The following is a 19,283-nucleotide window of genomic DNA, read 5'->3' on the forward strand; positions in this document are numbered from 1 at the left end:
CCAGCGGCTGGAGGGTCCAGGATCTCGCCCATGGAAGACGAACGCTCCGACGTGCTCACCATCGGCCAGCTCGCGCGCCGCACCGGCCTTCCGGTGCGCACCCTGCGCTTCTGGTCGGACGAGGCGGTGGTGCCGCCCGTGGCCCGCTCCGCGAGCGGCTACCGGCTGTACGACGCCGAGTCCGTGGCCCGCGTCGAGTTGGTACGTACCCTGCGGGAGCTGGGCCTCGGGCTCGACGACGTGTGCCGCGTCCTGAGCGGCCGCACCACGGTCGCCGAGGTCGCCGACGCGCACGTGGCCGCGCTCGACGCGCAGATCCGCTCCCTCAAGGTGAGCCGGGCCGTCCTGTCCACCGTATCGAAACGTGGTTCCACCGCTGAGGAGACAGCACTGATGAACCGGTTGGCGCGGCTTTCCGCCGCCGAACGCAAGCAGATCATCGACGAGTTCAAGGAGGAGGTGTTCGGCGGTCTCGACGTCGACCCGCGACTGCGTGACCGTATGCGCGGCTTCAGCATCGAACTGCCCGACGACCCCACACCCGAGCAGGTCGACGCCTGGATCGAACTGGCCGAGCTGGTGCGGGACCCCGGTTTCCGCGCCCGGATGCGCACCATGCTGGAGCTGAGCACCCCGGTCCCCGGGCGGAGTCGTCCCGCTGGGGCGTCCATCTGGTGGGCCAGGCAGGTCGTGCAGACCGTCTCGGAGGTCAGGGAACGCGGGATCGCCCCTGAGGGACCGGCAGCGGCCGAAGTGCTGTCCGAGCTGTTCGGTGACGCCGATCGGGCCGCCGTGCTGTTGTGCGTGGAGGCCGGGATCGAGGCAGGGGCCGAGCGCTACCGCGGGCTTGTCGCCCGCGTGCGCGGACAGTATTCGCCTCCCGACGCGACAGAGGAGCTGGAGTGGCTGGCGCGAGCCCTGCGTGCCGCGGACCAAGCCTGACCGGCCGTACCGCCCCTGCCCCGCACGGGCTGAGGGGAAGTGATTACAGGTTCCCGATCCGCCTCGCGTGATCACGGGCCGGGTGCACGTGTTGTCCGGCCACGGGGAGGGAGTCGATCCGGTACCCCGAGCTCTCCCCCGCCCTGTTCAGCGAGACCGTCCAGACCAGCGAAGCCACCGCTGCACAGAGGCGAAACTTCAGTTGCGTGGAAGGCACGGGTTTCCATGTGTGGCGTGGATCATGTCGGAGGGATAACCTGCGGCCCGGCTCGGGCGTCTAGGAGGTGTCAGATCAGTGAGAGCAGCGCTGCACGAGTGGGACGAGGAGCGTCTCGTCCGGCTGGTGGCCAAGGGAGACCGTGTCGCGTTCGAGGAGTTGTACCGGCGTACGTCGCCGTGGATGGCGGTGCGGCTGCGCCGCCGCTGCGCGGACGAGCAGATCGTCGCCGAGGTCATGCAGGAGACGTATCTGGCGGTGTGGCGCGCGGCGGGTGCGTTCGCCGGGTCCTCGGTGGGCGGGACGGCCGTCGGCTGGCTGTGGACGATCGCGGCGCGCCGCCTCGTCGACGCTGGCCAAGTACGTGTCGACGTCGGCGCACGGCGAGTCGGGTAGCAGCCGTCCGTGTCGTAGTCGTAGGCGGGCTGGAACGTCGACTCCAGTGCGGATGCGTTGCCGGGCAGGCCCGGGGGCGGGGCCGCGAAGGCCGCCTGGGGGACGGCGATGACCAGGGCGAGGGCGGCTGCGACGGCGGCCGCCGATCTCCGTACGCGATGACCCGTTCGCATGCGAGGTTTCCTCAGCGGCGTGGGGGAGGAGCGGAGCGGCGGTCTGCCGGTGCGCGCCCGCAGCATCATTGGCGAGCCGTGACGAGGCGGCAAGGGGCGGGCACCACTGGATCCGCCGTCTACGCGTGTAACCAACTCCATTTTGTCCGAAGGGAATTGATCGTGAGACCCATGCGGTGCCCGATTCACCCCCGCCCCCAGGGGACACCGGTCTACTGCTGCGACACTGCATACGCCGCCTTGCCACCTGCTACGACTTAGACGGCGACCGTCTACCGGGCGCCCTTCACCTCGCGGCTCTGCACATCTGGGCCGCGAGGTGGTCCCCAAGAAACGGCCCAGTCCTGCAACCCCATCGATGGGCTGCGAACGCGAGACGGGTCTTGAGGCGGTAACCGACCGCTGGGGCACGGCCCCGCTGCCGGCCGCCAGGATGCTGTGGTTCGAGGGCGACGGGTCGGGGCGCCTACGGGAGCTGTCCCGCGAGGGCCTTGGCCAGGGCGGTGGTGCGCTGCCCGTCCCGGGCAGGCGAACCGGTTTCGGGGGCCCCGATGCCGACGAGCAGGTACGCGTCCCCGTCGCCGTCGAGCTCGAGGTGGACCGAGGAGGCGTTGCCGTTCACGGTGGTGACCGGCGCTCCGCCGGGCTTCGTGCTGGTGGCTTGGTGCATGTAGTTCCCGAGCGGGCCCACTTCCACGGCCGCGTACCGTTGCACGACGGGCGTGACGGGCGAGAGGGCCAGCGGCTTCCCGGTCGCCACGGTGTGCACCTCCACGTCCTCCTCGCCGATGTGGAACACGCAGGTCACCAGCGCGCCGGGGTTCCGCCCGAACGGCGAGTTGGGCTTGATCCGCTTGCCGCCCTCCCCGGTCGCGACGGCGGGCCCGTCGGCCGCCTTCGCCCGTCCGGGGCCGGCCTCCCCGTTCAAGCCTGCGGCCTTCGCGGCCTTGGCGATGTCGTAGGGCAGCGGGCAGGTGTCCTGGCCCGCGTCCGGTATCCCGTCTGCGGTCTCCGTCAGCCCGCTCAGGCTCAGCGGCTTCGACCCGGAGTCGCCGCCGCAGGCGGTGAGCAGGGCGGCCCCCGCCGCGGCCGCCACTGCGATCGCCAGTCCGTATCGCACATCCGCACTCTTCACGTGTGAACCCCCCTGTTGGCGGCGGTGGGTGTCCCCGCCGGCATCAGACGATCCTATCCGTGCACGCACCGGGAGGGCCCCGCAATGGCCTCGTACCAGGTACGGGGACCAGACCGCCGCCGTCACCCCGGACGTCCTCCTGCCGCACCGCATTCGGACCGTGTCGCGTTCGTCCTACCGTCTCGTCCGTACGAACGACAGGGGACTGGCGGCCCGTTCCCCGGGGGAGCGGTGGCGTACGGGACTCAGTCGGTGCAGGTGGTGCCGGGCGCGGGCAGCGCGCTGGTGGTGAGATAGCGGTTGGTCGCGTCCTGGACGCACCTGGAGACCAGGAACATGCTGTAGTCGTCGCCTTCCCGGTTGAGGACGACACTGCCCGGCAACTGGGCCGCCATGGCCGGACCGGCGCTGCGCGGGGCGAGGGCCTGGTGGGTGGACTGGACGATCAGCGCGGGCGGCGCGCCGTGGACCGGGGCGCCGGCCTTGACCGGGTTTGCCGGGACGGGCCAGCCAAGGCAGCCGGCGATGGTCTTGTACGAGCGTACGGCGCCGCCCAGGTGCGGGGAGATGCGGGCGAGTTCCTCCTGCAGGCTGGTGAGCTGGGCGAGGCTGTGCACCGGTCGTGCGTTGTCGAGGCAGGCGGGCACCTGTACCTGGACCTGGTCGAGGGTGTCGTCCGCGTCGTGGGTGAAGTCCATTGCGTCCGGGCCCTTCCTGAAGTCGGCCGCGTCCTTCTTCTCCGTAGCCTTGACGATGGCGTTGGCCAGCTCCGGCCAGGTGACGAAGGAGACGTTCAGGTAGTCCTGAGTGGCCTCCCGGATGTCTTCACCGGTCAGCGGCTCGTGGGCCCTTCCCTTGGTCGGGATGGGATCGCGGTCGGCGCCGGCAACGAGGGCGTCGTACTCGGCCGCGACGTCCTTGCCGTGCAGAGCGCAGTCCTTCGAGGCCTCGCACCAGGCGACGAATCGGTTGAAGGCCGTCTCGGCGGTGGCCGCCTCCGCCCTCACCCGCTCAAGTGGCGACGCGGTGTCGTCGAGCGCGGTGTCGAGGACCATGGTGCGCAGCCTGCCCGGGTAGAGCTTGGCGTAGGTGCGGCCGAGGAGGGTGCTGTAGTGGATGCCGTACCAGTTGACCTGGCGCTCGCCGAGCCCGATGCGTACCGCCTCGAAGTCCTTGGCGGTGCTGGTCAGGTCGACGTGCTTGACGAGGGGGCCGTTGCGGCCCAGGCAGTCCGCGGCGAAGGCCTGGTTGTGGCGGACGAGCGTGTCGTAGGCGGCCTGGTCCTTGGGGAAGTGGCTGACTCCGGCGGGCTTGGGGGCCGGCGCGCACAGGATCGGGCTGCTGTGTCCGATGCCTCGCGGGTCCACCGCGACGAGGTCGAACTTGCGGGTCATGTCCCCGCCGATGGCGGGCAGTCCGGCGTGCATCGCCAGGCGCAGTTGTTCGATCGAGGAGCCGCCGGCGCCGTCGTTGAGCAGCAGGGTGCCCTGGCGGTGTGCCTTGTCGTCGGCCGGTCTGCGGACCATGGCCAAAGTGAGTCTGTCGGCGTCGGGGCGGGACCAGTCGACCGGCACGCTCATCGCCCCGCACTGCATGTTCTTGAAGTCGGTGTCGGCGCAGGCGTGCCAGGCGATGCCACGTGTGGAGGGCAGGGCAGTGCCCTCTTGCGACTGGGCGAAGGCGGTGGTGGCGGCGGTGGCGGTGGCCAGCAGGGCGGTCGCGGCGGCGGTCCAGGCGGCGTACGTGCGCATTCTTGTCATGTCGCTGCTCCTTGGAGGTGGTGTTCGGTGGTTGTTCAGCCCTGGGGCTGGGCGTTGTTGCGGGCTGAGTCTGGAATGGTGGACCGGGATGCGTCGACGGTGGTCCGTCGGCCGGTGCGGCGGGTGAGGGGAAGGGCGAGGAGGGCTGTCGAGGCCAGCACCGCGGCCGAGACGGTGAACGCGGTCCGGTATCCGGCGGTGAGCGCCTCCACGTGCGGTTCGTGCAGCGCGGCACGTGTGGTGACCGAGCCGGCCAGAGTCGCGAGGGCGGCGAGTCCGATGGCGCCGCCGACCTGGCGGGTGGTGTTCACCAGTGCTCCGGCCAGGCCCGCGTCCTGCGGCGGGACGCCTTCGACGGCGAGGGCGGTGAGCTGGACGAAGGCGATGCTGAGGCCGAGGCCCACCAGGATGCTCGGTCCGAGGATGTCGGCGAGGTAGCTGCCGTCGGCGCTGATCCGGGACAGCCACAGCATTCCGGCCGCTTCGGTGAGCAGGGCGCCGGTCACGGTCGCGGCGGCCCCGAAACGACGGGACAGGCGCGGCGCGAGGGTGGAGCCGAACATGTTCGCGGCGGCGAGTGGGAGCTGACCCGCACCGGTGGCCAAGGGGCCTGATCCGAGGACCTGTTGCTGGTAGAGCGGGAGGAAGAAGAACAGGGCGATCCATACGGAACCCAGCAGTGCCATCAGCAGGTTGCCGGCGGCGACCCGGCCGGTGGTGAACAGCCTGGGCGGTACCAGGGCATCAGGGCGGCTCAGCTCGATCACGGCGAAGGCCGCGAGCAGCGCGACGGCGGCGCCGAGGGCGGCGAGCACCCCCGCGTCCGCCCACCCGGCGCCGCGTGCGGTGGTCAGTGCCCAGACCAGGCAGGTCAGGGCGAGGGTGACGGTGGTGGTGCCCAACAGGTCGAACCGCCCGGACTGCCGTCCGTCCGCGGCCGGCACGAGAGCGGCCACGGCGGCCAGGACCAGTGCCGATCCGAGTGCGACGGTGTGGAAGATCCAGGGCCAGCCCCATGCCTGGGTCAGCACGCCGCCCAGCAGGACGCCGCCCGCTCCGCCCGCGCCGGAGACCGCTCCCCACACTCCGAGTGCCTTGCCGCGTCCGGCGCCAGAGGGGAACTGCTCCATTGCCAGAGCGAGCGCGGCCGGGGCGATGGCTGCGGCGCCGACCCCCTGAGCGGCGCGGGCGGTGATCAGCATGCCCGGGGTGGCGGCCAGTCCGGCCGCCAGCGAAGCGCCGGCGAACAGAGCCAGGCCCGCGATCAATACCCAGCGCCGGCCGAGGAGGTCGGCCGTCCGGCCGCCCGCCAGGAGCAATGCCCCGAACGCCAGGCCGTAGGCGTTGACCACCCACGTGGTTCCGGTGTCCGAGAGGCCCACCCCGCTGCGGATCTGAGGGAGCGCCACGTTGACGATGGAGGTGGCGAGCATGACGGCGAACTGGCTCGCGGCCAGCGCGGCCAGCACCGCACCACGGCGGAGGGCAGCGCGCGGGGTGGGCGGACTGCCCCGGAAGAATAGGTGGTTCATGGTGGTCCATGGGGGTGTGGGACCTGGGCCGCCGCTGAGACGAACGGCGGCCCGGGTGGATCGGGACGGCGGTGGGAAGGTCCGGCAGAGCGGTCAGGAGGGCAGTTCGGCGTCGGGGATCCAGTGGCCGTGGATGCCGGCGGGCACCCTGCGGGGAAGTTCGACGGCGGCGACGGTGCTCAGGTCGCCCGCGTCCAGGACGAGGAGTTCCGAGCTGTCGGCTTTGATGTCGCTGACGATGGTGAGCAGGTAGCCGTCGTCTTCGGCGGTCGCGCCCTCGGCGGGTGCGAAGACGGCTTCGCCGGGCATCCGGCCCTCGCCGTGCGCGAACAGCCGTTGCTCGCCGGTGCGGGAGTCGAGCTTGGCCGTGTGGTAGCCCGACAGTCCCGCGCCGGGGAAGGCGATGGCGTAGCTGTAGCGGTAGTCCGCACCGGTGTGGGCGTCGTTGATCGCGGGGAACTCGGTGACCAGGTCGTTGAGGGATTCGGTGGTGACCGTGCCGGTGGCGGGGTCGATGATCCAGCGGTGGAAGGTCGAGCCGGCGTTGGGGGTGGTGCCGTAGCCGGGAGCGCCGACCCACCACTTCCACGAGCTCTCCCAGGCGGAACGGTCGAATCGGGGTGCTTCGAGGACGATCCGGCCTCGTGCGTCGGAGTAGGCGTTGGCGACGTGCAGCAGCACGGCCTGGTCAGGCACCTCGAACCAGGTGGTCCTGCCTCCGGCACGCGGGACCACGCCGATGCGCAGCGGGACGTCGTCGTGCCAGCGGTAGGGGATGCCGGACTGCTCCGCGTGGTCGAAGACCACCGGCGAGTCGATGAAGACGACGTGCTCGCGGGTGATGGCGAAGTCGTGCATGAGCGACGGGCCGGCGCCTTCGACGATCTGTGACCTGACGATGGCGCCGGACGCGTCGGCCACGTAATAGGTCAGGTGGGGCGGGAAGGGGCTGTAGCTGAAGAAGTGCAGCTCACCGGTTTCCGGGTCCTCCTTGGGGTGGGCGGTCATCGCGCTGGTGAGCTTGCCGCCGAAGTCGTACACGCCGATCGTGTCGAGGTCGGCGCTGACCTCCCAGGGCAGGTTGGCCTCCTGGAGTGCCAGGTAGCGACCGCCATGGAAGATGATGTTGGTGGCGGCGGCGCTGACTTCGAGTTCGGTCCCGGTGAAGGGGACGCCGTCCAGGAAGGGGGTCTTCACCCAGCGATTGCGGTACCACTCGGCCCGGCCGTCCTTGAGGCGGATGCCGTGGAGCATGCCCTCGCCTCGAAACCAGTGAGTGGGGGTGATGCCCGGCTTGGGGTTGTGGCCGTTGCGGAAGTAGCGGCCGTTCAGCTCCGGCGGGAGAGTGCCCCGCACTTGGAGCTCACGGCCCGCGATCTCGTCGGTGACGGGGGAAAAGTGCTCGCTGATGTAGGGCTTGCTAAGAGTCATGGTCATTCTTTCCGGGACGAGAGGGTGAGATGAGCGGGGTCAGGAAGGACGGACCGTGCACGCCTGGCCGGTATCGGACAGTTCGACGTGGCGGGCGTTGTGTCGGTCGGTTCCGTGGGAACTCCCTTATCGTCGTCCGGCGCTGCAGTCGGTCACGTCCGCCTTTCCGCTCGTGGCGGGTTACCCGAAAGTCGTATCCGGCCTGCCCGGTCGTCTGACGCTGCGCCGAAATAGGTGGGGCCAAGTGGGCGTCAAGGAATGGAACGGGCATGCCGGCGGCGAGGCCGAAAGCGATCTCAGGCGCTTTGCGTTGGGCTTGGGCAACGCCGTGGCCGACAGCACGCGCAACGCGGGAGGAACGCAATCTGGTCTCGAACTGCGCGCGCCGAACCCTCGGATGACGAGGAGTCCGGTCGCGGCCTCGTTCAGACCGTGCAGCAGCACCCTGGTGCCGATATCCGCCTCAACGGGCAGGTCCGGGGCGCTGCCCGGCTCTCCCGCGCCGCCTGGAGCGGGGCGTCCAGCCGCCGTAGCTCGGCATGCCATCCGATCAGCTCATACGTGCGTGTCCCGGCCGAGTCCGAGTCCGAGCCCCGTGCGGTCGTGCGCCGCACCGGGTCCGCAACAGACTGGGTCGCCCGGAAGCCCAGGCCGAACAACAGGACGCCACGGACTCCGCGGGCGCCGCCGGAGCCGAGGGGGCGGCGGCGCGCTGCCGCTCGGCACAGCGGATGCCGACAGCGGCCTCACTCCCGGCCGACCGCCGTCGAGAGCGCGGCGCCGAGCCGGCGTCCACCGGCCCGGGCAGTCGCCGTAGTCACCTTGCCGCCGTCAACGCGTGCCCGGCCGCGTCGGGGTCAGGCGAGTTGGGCGTCGTGGGCGATGATGGCGACCTGTGTGCGGTTGGCCGCCTCGAGCTTGGTCATGATCCGTCCGATGTGGACCTTCACCGTCGACTCGCTCAGGTACAGCTCGCCGGCGATCTCGGCGTTGCTCAGGCCCTGCGCGACCGCCGCGGCGACCTCGCGTTCCCGGTCGGTGAGCGCGGTCAACCGACGACGGGCCGCCTCCACCGTGTCGTTGCCGGAGAAGGCGCTGAGCAGCCGCTTGGTGATGCGCGGTGACAGCATCGCCTCGCCGCGGGCAAGGACGTGCACGGCACGGGCCAGCTCCCGAGGCGGGGTGTCCTTGAGCAGGAAACCCGCCGCGCCCGCGCGCAGCGCCGCGTGGACGTACTCGTCGAGGTCGAAGGTGGTGAGCACGCCGACCGAGGGCGGGTCGGGCGCGGCGAGCAGTCGTCTGGTGACTTCCAGGCCGTCGACGCGGGGCATTTGGATGTCGGTGAGCACTACCTGCGGGCGGTGCCGGGCGACCAGGTCCACGGCGATGTCCCCGTCACTGCCCTCGGCGACGACTTCGATCTGCGGGTCTGCGTCGAGGATCATCCGTACGCCGCTGCGGACGAGTTCCTCGTCGTCCAGCAGCACGACCCTCACCGTAGGGCCAGGCTGGTCATCTATCACGCGGACTCCTTGGCGACGGTGGACACGAGCGGAAAGGCTGCGTGCACACGGTAGCCGCCCTCCAGGGTCGGGCCGGTATGGAGGTTGCCCTGGACGAGCGTGACGCGTTCCCTCATGCCGAGCAGGCCGTAGCCGGATCCGGGCACGGCGTGGCCGGAGGGGCGCTTGCCGCCGCGCCGGTTGGTCACGGTGAGCTGCAACTCACCCTGCTCGTCTACGAGACGGATGTCGACGCGGGCGTGTGGGGCGTGTTTGGCCGCGTTCGTGAGGGCTTCCTGGGCCACCCGGTACACGGCCCGGCGCACGGCCCCTGTGACCACGGGGACTTCCGTGGCCGCGTGCAGGTGGATGTTGCCGCCGGCTGCGACGCAGTCGCGCACCAGCGTGGCCACGTCCGCCTGCACGGAGCCGTCGGACTGCACGCCGTGCACACCGTCGGCTGACTCCGGCTGGTCGTGGCGCAGGACATTCAGGATCTCGCGCAGCTCCGTCAGGGCTTGGGCGCTGACCTGCCGGATGACCTCGGCGGTCTCGATCGTGCGTTCGTCCGGGGCGGTCACGCTCAGCGCGCCCGCCTGCAGGGCTATGGTGCTGACGCGGTGGGCGACCACGTCGTGCATCTCCCGGGCGATCCGCCGTCGCTCGGCGGCAACCGCCCGCTCGGCGAGCAGGTCCCGCTCCCGCTCGGCCTGCCGGGCGCGTTCACGCAGCGCGTTCAGCAACGTGTGCCGCTGGCGCATCCACAGCCCGCCGAGGACGGGTAGCGCCAACCAGGCGGGGGGAAAGAAGAGTTGGTAGAGGACACCGTCGTCCGGCGTCGGATCCCAGGCAACGATCACCGTGCCGCCTGCGGTAAGGAGAAAGGACAGCAGGGTACGCCAGCGCCATCCCCACTGACGGGCCACCGTGTAGCACACCACCATGGCCGGGAGAACTCCCGAGCTCCAGCAGAACAGCGGCATCGCCACCACGGGCAGCCACGGAAAGCGACGGCGTATCAGCAAGGTCGGCAGAGCGACGGAGAAGACCAGGAGCCTCCAAGGACTGCCTCCGGCGAAGAGAGCCGCCGCCGCGCATCCCGCCACCAGGGCGACGTCGAGGGCGAGATACGCGGGTCTGTTTTCCCACCAGGACAACCAACGGTGGTCCGGTCGGGGGAGGAAGATCTTCACCGGACCGGATCCTAGCCGGACGCGCGGTGCCGTCACACGTCCCGTCGGCTGAACAGGATGCCGGCGGCGGTCAGCAGCACCGTGGTGAGGACGGCCAGCGGCAGCATCAGCACCCATTGCGGTCCGCCGCCGTCGCCTGCCTGGGCCTGCGCCGCGGCCGCGCCGAACGGGGCCAGGTTCCGGCCGAAACGGGTGGTCGCGACCATCAGGTTCTCCAGCAGGACCGGCCAGAGGATCACCACGGCGATCGACAGCGCCGAGTTCCGGGTCACCCCGGCCAGCGCCAGGCCCACCAGTGCGCACAGCACCGTATAGAGGACTCCGGCGCCCCCCAGCGCGACCACTCGGATCACGGGGAGCGAGCTCTTTCCGAGTATCGGCACGCTCAGGGCGTTCACCAGCACCATGACCGCGGCAACGGACGCGGTGACCGCGCCGGTCAGCGTCGCCTTCGCCAGCAGGATCCCGCGGCGGTCACCCAGCGTCAGCACGATCCGGGTGATGGTGCGGTGTCGATACTCCCCGCCCAGGGCGTTGACGCCGAACGCGGCCAAGAGCACGAACCCGATGAGGGTCACACCCACCATGCCGCTGGCGAACTGCCGCAGACCCGACGTCCCGTCCCGGCCCACCGCCAGGTCGACCAGCACCTGCGCCGCCACCGCCGAGCCGCACAGCACCCACGGTGTGCGCAGCGACCGCAGGGCAACCCATTCATAGGACAACGCCCGGCCGAACGCGCCGCCCCGGCCGGCCGCAGCAACGGGCGGTGAGGCCACATCACCGCTCGGCGTGCTCCGGGCGGTCATGCGGCCGCCCCCCGGAACTGGGTCCGGTCGGCGGTGGCCGCGAGGAAGGCGTCCTCCAGACTGCTGCGCCGCGTACGCAACTCCCGTACCACCAGCTGATGCCGGGCGGCGACCGCACCGACGCGTTCGGCGTCGAAACCGATCACGACCAGGGTGTCGGACTCATCCGCCCACGCCTGCGCGCCCTCCTGCCGTAGCAGGGCGGCCAGGTCGGCCGAGCGGTCGGCGCGCACGACGACCTCGGAGCGGGTGTGGGCGGCAACGAAGTCCTCGACCGGCTGCGCGGCGATCAGCCGGCCCCGTCCGATCACCACCAGATCCTCTGCGAGCCTGGCCATCTCCGACAGAGGGTGCGAGGAGGCGAACACGACCCGCCCCTCCTCGGCGAGCCTGACGAGCAAGCGACGCATCCAGTGCACACCCTCCGGATCGAGGCCGTTGGCCGGCTCATCCAAGATCAGGTACTCCGGATCCCCCAGGAGCGCCGTGGCCAGCCCCAGCCGTTGCCGCATACCCAGGCTGAGCCCCCCGGTGCGGCAGTGACGCACGTCGTCGAGACCCACCAGGGACAACACTTCCCGTACCCGCCGATCCGGCAGGCCCGCGCCGGCGGCGACCATCCGCAGGTGGTGGTGGGCACTCCGGGCCGGGTGCACGGCACCCGAGTCGAGCAGCGAACCAACGGTCCCGACCGGGCATCCGAGCTCCGAGTACCGGACACCATCGAAGGTGGTGCTCCCCTCCCCGGTGTCCAACCCGAGCATCAGACGCATCGTCGTCGACTTGCCGGCGCCGTTCGGCCCGAGGAAACCCGTGACCACCCCCGGCCGCACCGTGAACGACAGACCGTCCACGGCAAGCGTGTCGCCGTACCTCTTCCGCAATCCCTGCACCCGAATCATGTCGTTCCCTTCCACCGGTTCTCGCCCCCATCGGACGAACGGTCCCCACACTCCGCCACTCCCTCGGGACGGGGCATCACACGACCGGCCATGCCCGGTACGACTTTCGGGTGACCCGCAACGAGCGGAAAGACGAACGCGAACGGAAGCAGCGCCCGGCGACGTTGGGGGCGGCCGAACGGAAATGACCGACACAACACCCACCAAGGAACACGCCGGTGAACGCGCTCTCCGCCCTGCAACCCGACCACCTGCAAGCCATGGGAAACACAGGCCGGCTCGTCCTGGCCGGAGGAGCGATGACCACCGCTCTGGCCGCCGCGCTCGCCGCCCTCCTCCTCGCGGTCGCAACCCTGTTGAGCGTCCTGCGCTCCAGGCATTGCAACGCCATGAAGGCCCTGTGGGTGGCAATCGTCCTCGCCGCCCCCTTCCTCGGCAGCCTCGCATGGCTCACCCTCGGACGCCGCGCCGGCGAACACCGCACTGCATCCCACTAGCTAGCCGAAGCCGCCACAGCCGGGGCCGATCACGAGGTAACGAGACTCGGTCAGCGGGTGTCCGCCCAGTCGTTCTTCAACGACGTCCGGGCGACCGTCTCGGCCGTCTGCGGCAGCTGGCCCCTAGCCTGCGAGGTCTTCGCGGAGCTCGGGTCGATGGACGCGGTCACGGCCCACGTCGATGCTCTCCGCCGCCCCCACCCCGAGCGGACAACGGCGCTGGGGGACAGACGGGTCGCTCGAACCTTCGGACACCCGCCCGCCGACCCGGTCCCGCCACCCACCGGGGCAGACTCGACCCCCGCACCATCCCCGCTGTCCTGCCCGAGCACTGGACCACCCCGCTCGACGAGCTCGACGCACCGAGACGGCAACTGCGGCGGGACGCGGCGATCCGACTCGTACAGATGGCCACCGGCCGCTCGCGCCGGTCCGCCGCCCTCTACCTCGGAATCCCCCTGGGGTCGCTGCACTCCGCCACCGTCACTATCCGCCCCTGGCAGAAGGAACCAGGCAACGCCGTGGCGTACCAGCATGCCCTTCACCGCGTCGCCGAGATCGCTATCGCCGAAGGAGAAGGCGACCTGCGAGGTGCCTCGGCCAGGTGACGGGGTCCCCGTGATGGGGTGATGTTGCCACAGCCAGCCCCGGCTCTGAGGATCGAAGTTGGCCCCGAAGCATTCCAGTTGGCCGACGGCGCTGCAGAGGGCCCAACCGCTGCGCACGGAGGCATGCGGCAAGATGCGGCGCATGACCCTCTCATCGCGTTTCACCCTGCCGGGCCAGGTCCGAGCTGTGGCCACTACGGACCCCTCCGGACCGCTGACCGTGACCGGCTACGGCGCGAATCCCCTGGCGATCGTCATCACGAGGGTCGACCTCTCAGGCGAGGTGGCGTGGCAGCGGACCTACCCCGGGACGGGCAGGCCGCAGTCCCTGTGTCCACGGACGGGACGCTGTGGGTCGCCTATCCGGATTGTGGCGGCCGGCTCCTGGAGGGTGTTCTGCCGGACGGGTCCACTGGGCCCACCACCCGCCCGGAGTGCCGGCCCGATGAGGAGATCGGGGCGTTCGTCCTCCTCGATGACGGGTTCGCCATTTCCTGGGTCAGGGCTTCCCGCCTGGTCCGTGGGGAACGGAGCCGGCCCACGTCTGTACCGGAGCCTCGCGTGGCCCGGTACACGCGGGAGGGCGAGGCCCGGCTGCCGCCCCACCCCGGACCGGGACAGCGCGACGCGACGGGCGGTCCGGCGTTGTTGCCCGCATGGCTGTAGCGGGTCTCCAGAACCTGTTTTCAAGCCCACCGGGAACAGGGCACTCGGTGGCCTGGTGGGGCAGGCGCCATCGGAGTGGTCGGCCGACGCCGGGCGGATGGAGGACGTGCGGCGCAGGCGGTCCGCCAGGCGCTGCTGGAAGCAGTTGGCCGCCACCACCACGGTGGTCCCCGACGAGGGTGGCCCGGTCCCCGCCGCTGGTGACCCGGCCGGGCAGCCCGCCGGTCACCCAGTCGCAGCCCGCCACGCGGGGGTGGGTCAGCTCGTGCCAGGACAGGTGGATGGGGGCCGACGGTTCAGCTCGTCGCGAGTGTGCGCCGGTGATCCCCGGTCAGCGGCGGCCGGTGGCCAGGATGACGAGGAACTGGCCGCCGCCCGCCTCGATGTCGGCGGTCACCGGCAGCCCCGGTACCAGTCGGGAGAACCGGTCCACCAGCCAATCCGCCGCTTCTTGGGCGTCCTGCCTGGTCGGACAACGGCCCACCATCTCGCGGCCCCCCTTGCGCTCCAGCCGCGCGGCAACGGCGATCAGCGGCGCGGGTTCGACGACGTACAGGCGGTCCGGCCAGGCGATGACCACCTTGACCGCGCCCTTGCGGGTGTTGCACCCGCGGTGCGCGAGCCGCTCGGCGACCTTGGCCTTCCGGTCGGCGGTCCGGCTGTCAACGCTGGGTCCCTGCGGGTCGTTCACCGACTTGTCGGGGTCGACCGGTTCGTCGCACACCCAGCACCGCCAGCCATCGCGCTCGGCCACATCATCGAGGAGACTCATCCGAGCAAACTAGCCTGCCCGGCCGCCACCCCGTGCACCAGGGCCTCGGCAACCAGGTGAGCCGTGGTCCATGGTGTTCCTGAACAACGTGAGAATGATCAAGAGTCTCCGGCCACCGCCTGACTTCGCCGGCCTCTGGGTGAAGGTCACCGTGGCGACCGTGCCCCCGGAGGCTCACCTGTCTCATGCGTCCCAGGAGTTCAGTTCGCTGAATGGTCACCATGACCCTTCGGCGAATGCTTCCGCAGCGGGGTGATCAGCGTCGACTACGAGCGCGGCGACCTGTGTCTGAGACGAGAGCACAGCACCGATCCGTTCGAGTCTTGCCGGCCCTCAGCGCCATCGATGACTTGGACGAGGTTGCCGCCCCTGTGACCGGTTTTCGCGAGGTCTTGACCGCTCCACCACCTCGCTCCGGGGAACCCGTACGCCTTCGGCGCGCGCATCCCGTGCCGATCTCGCCGCAGCGCCCCCGCTGCCCGGCGTCTCCGAGCTGTTGCACCAGCACGAAGCCCCGGTGGCACGGGACAGCCCGCCTGGGTGGGTAATGCATCGTGCCCGGCCGCTACCCAAAGACCATCGCCCGGGGCTGACTCTGGTCAACGTGCCCCGCCTGGATCACGTAGAGTGGCACTACCGACGCGGGGTGGAGCAGCTCGGTAGCTCGCTGGGCTCATAACCCAGAGGTCGCAGGTTCAAATCCTGTCCCCGCTACAAAAGCAAGGGGCCCGGCATCAGCCGGGCCCCTTCCGCGTTCCCTGCGTCGCCGAACGCGTGCGCCCCCGTGCGGGTCCGCGGCGCCTTTGAGGTGACTCCCGTGGTGTGGACACTCTGACAATGGATCTTGTTGATCCGAGGAAGGGTGTCCTGGTGGGACGTAAGTCTCCGTATCCGGAGGAGTTCAGGAACGATGCGGTGTCGCTGTACCACGCGGGGGGCGGGAGGCGCACGTATGCGGCGGTCGCGGCCGACATTGGTGTGACGGGAGAGACGCTGCGCAGTTGGGTACGCCAAGCCGACGGGCAGGACGGCCGCGCCGAAGGCAGCCGCAGCGAGCCGTCCGGGGTGAGCCGGGACGAGGAACTGGCCCGGCTGCGGGCGGAGAACGGCCGGCTGCGCAAGGCTGGGAGGGAATGGGAACTCGAGCGCGAGATCCTGCGCCGGGCGGCCCAGTATTTCGCCGCGGAGATGAGGGCATGACCCGCCGCTGGGACTTCATCTCCGCCCACCGCGCCGACTTCGGTGTGAAGCGGCTATGCCGGATGCTGCAGGTCTCGCGGTCCGGCTTCTACCGGCACCTGGCCTCGGCTGAGTCCAGGGCGGCCGGCCGACGGGACGATGAGGAGCTCGTCGCCGAGATACGCGAGATACACAGCAGCCACAAGGGCACCTACAGGGTGAGGCGCGTCCATGCAGAGCTGCGCGGCTTCGGTCACACCGTGAACCGCAAACGTGTCGAGCGGCTCATGCGCCTCAACGGGCTCGAGGGCCGTCACCTACGGCGCCGCAAGCGCACCATGGTCCCGGACCGGCTCGCGCCGCCCGCCCCGGACCTCGTCCGGCGTGACTTCATCGCCGGGCAGTTGGACGAGAAGTGGTGCGGCGACATCACATACGTGCAGGTCGGCGGCGCGTGGCTATCTCGCCTGCGTCATCGGCGTCTGCTCACGCCGGGTGCTCGGCTGGTCCATGGCCTCACACATGCGCGCCGAACTCGTCATCGACGCTCTGAAGATGGCCGTGGCGGCCCGCGGCTGCAACGTCGGCGGGGTGATCTTTCATGCCGACCGCGGCGCCCAGTACACGGCAGCGACGTTCGCGCAGGTCAGCGACGAGTACGACATCCGCAGGAGCATGGGCCGCGTCGGTTCGAGTTACGACAACGCTCTCGCCGAGAGTTTCTGGCAGGGACTGAAGCGAGAAACGATGCACCAGAGGCTCTTCTCGACGATGCGCCAGGCGAGGCTGGAGATCTTCGAGTGGCTCACGTACTACAACGCCCGCAGACGCCACAGCGCCCTCAATTGCCTTTCACCCGTGGAGTTCGAACAGCAACACCTGCAAGCAGCCAAACTCGCAATCGCGGCATGAACCCCTGTGTCCACACCCCGGGGGACGCCTCACCCAGAAGGTAGCGATGTCCCTGCGACACCGAAGCGACCACCAGCGCCTTCACCCGTGCCCTAACTCGCCCACCACCACGCGGTGAACGCGAAGCCGCCAAGCGCGTCGAACTCGTCCTGCCGGAAACCGGCGTCTGCGGCGGAGCCGGCCTCTTCGACCAGCCCGAGACCGCCGCGGGCGGTGACGGTGGGTGCTGCGCCGTGCCCGCGCCGACCGCGTTCCAGGTCGGTGTGGGCGCTCCCGCGTCCACCGGCGGATGCTGAACGCCCGCTCTGGGCCTGCCGGGCTTCAGCGGGAATCGTCGACGCGCTCGAGCAGGTCCAGCAGGGCGGAGCGGTCGGCGGCGGACAGGTTCGCGTAGCAGGAGGCAAGGACCTCGTCGGCGATCCGGTGCCCCGCGCTCAGGACCTCTTCGCCGGAGGGGGTGAGGTAGTGCTCGATGCGCCGGCCGGTGCCGGGTCTGCGGTCGATCAGGCCCAGGGCCGCCAGCCGGCCGGCGAGGGTTCCGAAGGCCTGTTCGCTCTGGAACGTCGCCGCGGCCAGGGTGCGGGCCGCGGCGCCGGGCGCGCGACTGATCGCGCGCAGGGCGTCCCACTGGGCCAGTGTCGTGCCGACGGCGGCCAGGCGGCTGTCCAGTGCGCGGTGCTGCCTGTACTGGGCCTGCTTCACCGCTCTTCCGAGGAGCTGCAGTTCATTGGGCATGAGTCCAGCCTAGAGCATGACTAAGCTTGTTTGTATCAACATGTTTAGTTATGGTCGGGGCATGCCTACGAACAAGAGCGTCGCCCTGCACCAGGACCTGTCCCTCACACTGACCGAAGCCGGTTCCGGCAGGCCGTGCCTGGTCCTGCACGGCGGCGGAGGCCCGGCCACCGTCGCCGGGCTCGCGTCCCACCTCGCCGGGACCGTGCACGCCGTCACGCCGGTGCACCCGGGATGGGACGGGACCCACCGCCCGGACTGGCTCACCGGCATCGATGACCTCGCCCTCGCCTACCTGCACCTCCTCCACGACCGCGGACTGCGCGACGTCCTGCTCGTCGGCTCGTCGCTCGGCGGCTGGATCGCCGCGGAGATGGCCGTACGGGACACCGGCGGAGCCGTCACCGGGCTCGTCCTGATCGATCCCGTCGGGGTCCACGTCGAGACCGAGCCCATCAGGGACTTCTTCGCGCTCGATCCCCGGGGCGTAGCCGAGTACGCCTGGCACGACTCGGCGCGCTTCCACCGTGACCCGGCTGAGCTCACCCCGGATCAACTGGCCGTACAGCGGGCCAACATGGCCACGCTGCGCGTCCTGGCGGGGGAGCCCTCCATGTACGACCCGAAGCTGCTCCGCCGACTGGGGCGCGTCGACGTTCCCGCTCTGCTGCTGTGGGGTGAGAGCGACCGCATCGTCACTCCCGCGTACGGCGCCGCATACGCCGAAGCCTTCGCTGACGGCAGGCTCCAGGTCATCCCCGAGGCCGGGCACCTGCCGCAACTGGAGCAGCCGGGGGCTACCTTCGCCGCGATCGACGGCTACCTGCGCGACGCGATCAGGACCCCTGCCGCGGCGCGGCAGGCCCCGTAGGCCCCAGCGGATCAGGGCCGCTGTGGTCAAGATCTGCGGCTCGAACGAGCCCTCGCGATCCCGTGGGACCTCGAGAACGACCGGGCCGACCTCGGTCACCACCGTCTTCGAGCGGGTCCCGTTGCGGGTGTTGCCCGAGCCGGCCTTCTCATGCTTCTCGTGCCCGAGGTGGTCGGTGATCTCGCCTTCCAGGGCCGACTCGAGGATCCGCTTCGTCAACTGCTGCAGCAGACCACCCTGGCCCGTCAGCTTGATCCCGTCAGCCTTGGCCCGGTCCACCAGCTGACTGATCAACTGGTCGTCCAGAACCTCCGGCGCCAACCCGGACGGCTGTACCTCCGCCACGGCCTCCGCCGACACGGTCACGTCTGTCATCAGGTGTCACTTCCTGCTCGAAGATCCACCGTTGACCGTACAGATCCCGCTGATGCGGGTCTGCCGGTCCTGGACGAGCCGGCGCCACCGGGTTCGAACGGCGTCCGGTCCGTCCAGCCAGGTCGTGGGGGAGGGGTCCGGCAGAGGCAGGCCGGCCATGTAGTGGGCGACGTCGGCGTAGTAGGCGTAGTCGCCCCTCTGGGCCAGCTCGTGCAGCCGGTGGATGACGGTGCGGACCTTGTCGTGTTCGCCGAGGACGGCGTGGTGCAGGGCGAGGGCGAGTTCAAAGACGGCTTCGGCCGAGGTGATCCCTGCCGCGTGGATCTCGGCGCGCAGCGCGCGGGCGCCCTCGGGGTCGGTGAGGGTGCCGGCTTCGCGGGCGAGGGCGGCGACCTTGAGGGTGAGAGCGGTGGCGCGCTGGTCGAGCCCGGCCAGGAGCTGCTCGGCGAGGGCGAATTCTTCGTCGGCCCGGGCGGGGTCGGTGAAGGCGTACACGAGGGTGAGGTGAGCCTGGGCAATGGCCTGCTCCCCAATGTCTTGCTTCGTCCAGGTGTGCCGGTCGTGTGCGGTGAGCGCCTCGAGGAGGGCGACGCTTTGGCGCGGTGGATGCAGTCGGTGCGGGCGGCGTGGTGGAGCGTGGATACGGCGGGCGCGGCCAGACGCAGGTCGAGGATCG

Annotated in this window: 16 protein-coding genes, 1 tRNA gene and 5 pseudogenes; 9 read left to right on the top strand and 13 right to left on the bottom strand. The window is 70.4% G+C overall.

The features are described from left to right. Positions 1-30: 30 nt before the first annotated feature. Both OG299_RS39335 and OG299_RS39340 read left to right on the top strand, forming a co-directional pair. Positions 31-942, top strand: coding sequence for a helix-turn-helix domain-containing protein (locus OG299_RS39335; RefSeq protein ID WP_327364266.1), 912 nt, complete (start codon positions 31-33; stop codon positions 940-942). 343 nt (positions 943-1,285) lie between these two features. Next, positions 1,286-1,513: pseudogene (locus tag OG299_RS39340) on the top strand (RNA polymerase sigma factor); the annotation flags it as partial. 32 nt (positions 1,514-1,545) lie between these two features. Here the strand turns inward: OG299_RS39340 and OG299_RS39345 are convergent. The 9 genes and pseudogenes from OG299_RS39345 to OG299_RS39385 form a co-directional block, all read right to left on the bottom strand. Beyond that, positions 1,546-1,728, bottom strand: a pseudogene (locus tag OG299_RS39345) (NPP1 family protein); the annotation flags it as partial. 466 nt (positions 1,729-2,194) lie between these two features. Next, positions 2,195-2,848, bottom strand: coding sequence for a hypothetical protein (locus OG299_RS39350; RefSeq protein WP_327364267.1), 654 nt, complete (start codon positions 2,846-2,848; stop codon positions 2,195-2,197). A 260-nt stretch (positions 2,849-3,108) separates the two neighbouring features. Beyond that, on the bottom strand, positions 3,109-4,623 hold the full coding sequence (locus OG299_RS39355) for an alpha/beta fold hydrolase (protein WP_327364268.1): 1,515 nt from the start codon (positions 4,621-4,623) through the stop codon (positions 3,109-3,111). A gap of 35 nt (positions 4,624-4,658) precedes the next feature. Beyond that, the gene (locus OG299_RS39360; RefSeq protein ID WP_327364269.1) at positions 4,659-6,155 is read right to left on the bottom strand and encodes an MFS transporter; all 1,497 of its coding nucleotides are present in this window, start codon (positions 6,153-6,155) and stop codon (positions 4,659-4,661) included. Positions 6,156-6,248: 93 nt separating this feature from the next. Then, the gene (locus OG299_RS39365) at positions 6,249-7,586 is read right to left on the bottom strand and encodes a carotenoid oxygenase family protein (protein ID WP_327364270.1); all 1,338 of its coding nucleotides are present in this window, start codon (positions 7,584-7,586) and stop codon (positions 6,249-6,251) included. 857 nt (positions 7,587-8,443) lie between these two features. Beyond that, positions 8,444-9,073, bottom strand: coding sequence for a response regulator (locus OG299_RS39370; protein ID WP_267002869.1), 630 nt, complete (start codon positions 9,071-9,073; stop codon positions 8,444-8,446). 32 nt (positions 9,074-9,105) lie between these two features. Next, on the bottom strand, positions 9,106-10,113 hold the full coding sequence (locus OG299_RS39375) for a sensor histidine kinase (RefSeq protein WP_327364271.1): 1,008 nt from the start codon (positions 10,111-10,113) through the stop codon (positions 9,106-9,108). Between the two features lie 200 nt (positions 10,114-10,313). Next, positions 10,314-11,090 carry an ABC transporter permease gene (locus OG299_RS39380; RefSeq protein ID WP_327364272.1) on the bottom strand — a complete coding sequence of 259 codons (777 nt, stop codon included), beginning with the start codon at positions 11,088-11,090 and terminating at the stop codon, positions 10,314-10,316. Further along, positions 11,087-12,007 (bottom strand): ATP-binding cassette domain-containing protein, encoded by a 921-nt coding sequence (locus OG299_RS39385; RefSeq protein ID WP_327364273.1) that lies wholly within the window; start codon positions 12,005-12,007, stop codon positions 11,087-11,089. Before OG299_RS39385 ends, OG299_RS39380 begins: the two co-directional genes overlap by 4 nt. 203 nt (positions 12,008-12,210) lie before the next feature. Here OG299_RS39385 and OG299_RS39390 point away from each other — a divergent pair, with 203 nt between their 5' ends. Beyond that, entirely contained in the window at positions 12,211-12,489 is a 279-nt protein-coding gene (locus OG299_RS39390; RefSeq protein WP_267002877.1) for a PLD nuclease N-terminal domain-containing protein, read from the top strand. A 1,605-nt stretch (positions 12,490-14,094) separates the two neighbouring features. Here OG299_RS39390 and OG299_RS39395 read toward each other — a convergent pair. Next, positions 14,095-14,535, bottom strand: a complete 441-nt coding sequence (locus OG299_RS39395; RefSeq protein WP_267002879.1) for a hypothetical protein — start codon at positions 14,533-14,535, stop codon at positions 14,095-14,097. Between the two features lie 640 nt (positions 14,536-15,175). Between OG299_RS39395 and OG299_RS39400 the strand changes: the two genes are divergently transcribed. The 5 genes and pseudogenes from OG299_RS39400 to OG299_RS39420 all read left to right on the top strand — a co-directional run. Next, positions 15,176-15,249: transfer RNA gene (locus tag OG299_RS39400), tRNA-Met, on the top strand. A 123-nt stretch (positions 15,250-15,372) separates the two neighbouring features. Then, positions 15,373-15,735, top strand: coding sequence for a transposase (locus OG299_RS39405; RefSeq protein WP_327364274.1), 363 nt, complete (start codon positions 15,373-15,375; stop codon positions 15,733-15,735). 62 nt (positions 15,736-15,797) lie between these two features. After that, positions 15,798-15,983, top strand: a pseudogene (locus OG299_RS39410) (IS3 family transposase); the annotation flags it as partial. Between the two features lie 115 nt (positions 15,984-16,098). Next, the gene (locus tag OG299_RS39415) at positions 16,099-16,626 is read left to right on the top strand and encodes an IS3 family transposase (protein WP_327364275.1); all 528 of its coding nucleotides are present in this window, start codon (positions 16,099-16,101) and stop codon (positions 16,624-16,626) included. A gap of 113 nt (positions 16,627-16,739) precedes the next feature. Beyond that, positions 16,740-16,922: pseudogene (locus OG299_RS39420) on the top strand (flavoprotein); the annotation flags it as partial. A gap of 25 nt (positions 16,923-16,947) precedes the next feature. Here the strand turns inward: OG299_RS39420 and OG299_RS39425 are convergent. Further along, a complete protein-coding gene (locus OG299_RS39425; RefSeq protein ID WP_327364276.1) occupies positions 16,948-17,361 on the bottom strand; it encodes a MarR family winged helix-turn-helix transcriptional regulator in 414 nt (137 codons plus the stop codon). Between the two features lie 61 nt (positions 17,362-17,422). On the opposite strand from OG299_RS39425, the gene OG299_RS39430 reads away from it, so the two are divergent. Next, positions 17,423-18,232, top strand: a complete 810-nt coding sequence (locus OG299_RS39430) for an alpha/beta fold hydrolase (RefSeq protein WP_267002905.1) — start codon at positions 17,423-17,425, stop codon at positions 18,230-18,232. A gap of 27 nt (positions 18,233-18,259) precedes the next feature. Here the strand turns inward: OG299_RS39430 and OG299_RS39435 are convergent. Both OG299_RS39435 and OG299_RS39440 read right to left on the bottom strand, forming a co-directional pair. Beyond that, positions 18,260-18,607 (bottom strand): annotated as a pseudogene (locus tag OG299_RS39435) (transposase); the annotation flags it as partial. A gap of 6 nt (positions 18,608-18,613) precedes the next feature. Beyond that, positions 18,614-19,102, bottom strand: a complete 489-nt coding sequence (locus tag OG299_RS39440; protein ID WP_327364277.1) for a hypothetical protein — start codon at positions 19,100-19,102, stop codon at positions 18,614-18,616. Positions 19,103-19,283 lie beyond the last annotated feature (181 nt).

Source organism: Streptomyces sp. NBC_01296, assembly GCF_035984415.1.
Classification (GTDB): domain Bacteria; phylum Actinomycetota; class Actinomycetes; order Streptomycetales; family Streptomycetaceae; genus Streptomyces.

Excerpts from the sequence above, each read along its gene's own strand:
- OG299_RS39335 (WP_327364266.1), top strand. The coding sequence starts at position 31 with ATGGAAGACGAACGCTCCGACGTGCTCACCATCGGCCAGCTCGCGCGC.
- OG299_RS39355 (WP_327364268.1), bottom strand. The coding sequence starts at position 4,623 with ATGACAAGAATGCGCACGTACGCCGCCTGGACCGCCGCCGCGACCGCC.
- OG299_RS39405 (WP_327364274.1), top strand. The coding sequence starts at position 15,373 with ATGGATCTTGTTGATCCGAGGAAGGGTGTCCTGGTGGGACGTAAGTCT.
- OG299_RS39425 (WP_327364276.1), bottom strand. The coding sequence starts at position 17,361 with ATGCCCAATGAACTGCAGCTCCTCGGAAGAGCGGTGAAGCAGGCCCAG.
- OG299_RS39380 (WP_327364272.1), bottom strand. The coding sequence starts at position 11,090 with ATGACCGCCCGGAGCACGCCGAGCGGTGATGTGGCCTCACCGCCCGTT.
- OG299_RS39430 (WP_267002905.1), top strand. The coding sequence starts at position 17,423 with ATGCCTACGAACAAGAGCGTCGCCCTGCACCAGGACCTGTCCCTCACA.
- OG299_RS39395 (WP_267002879.1), bottom strand. The coding sequence starts at position 14,535 with ATGAGTCTCCTCGATGATGTGGCCGAGCGCGATGGCTGGCGGTGCTGG.
- OG299_RS39360 (WP_327364269.1), bottom strand. The coding sequence starts at position 6,155 with ATGAACCACCTATTCTTCCGGGGCAGTCCGCCCACCCCGCGCGCTGCC.
- OG299_RS39365 (WP_327364270.1), bottom strand. The coding sequence starts at position 7,586 with ATGACTCTTAGCAAGCCCTACATCAGCGAGCACTTTTCCCCCGTCACC.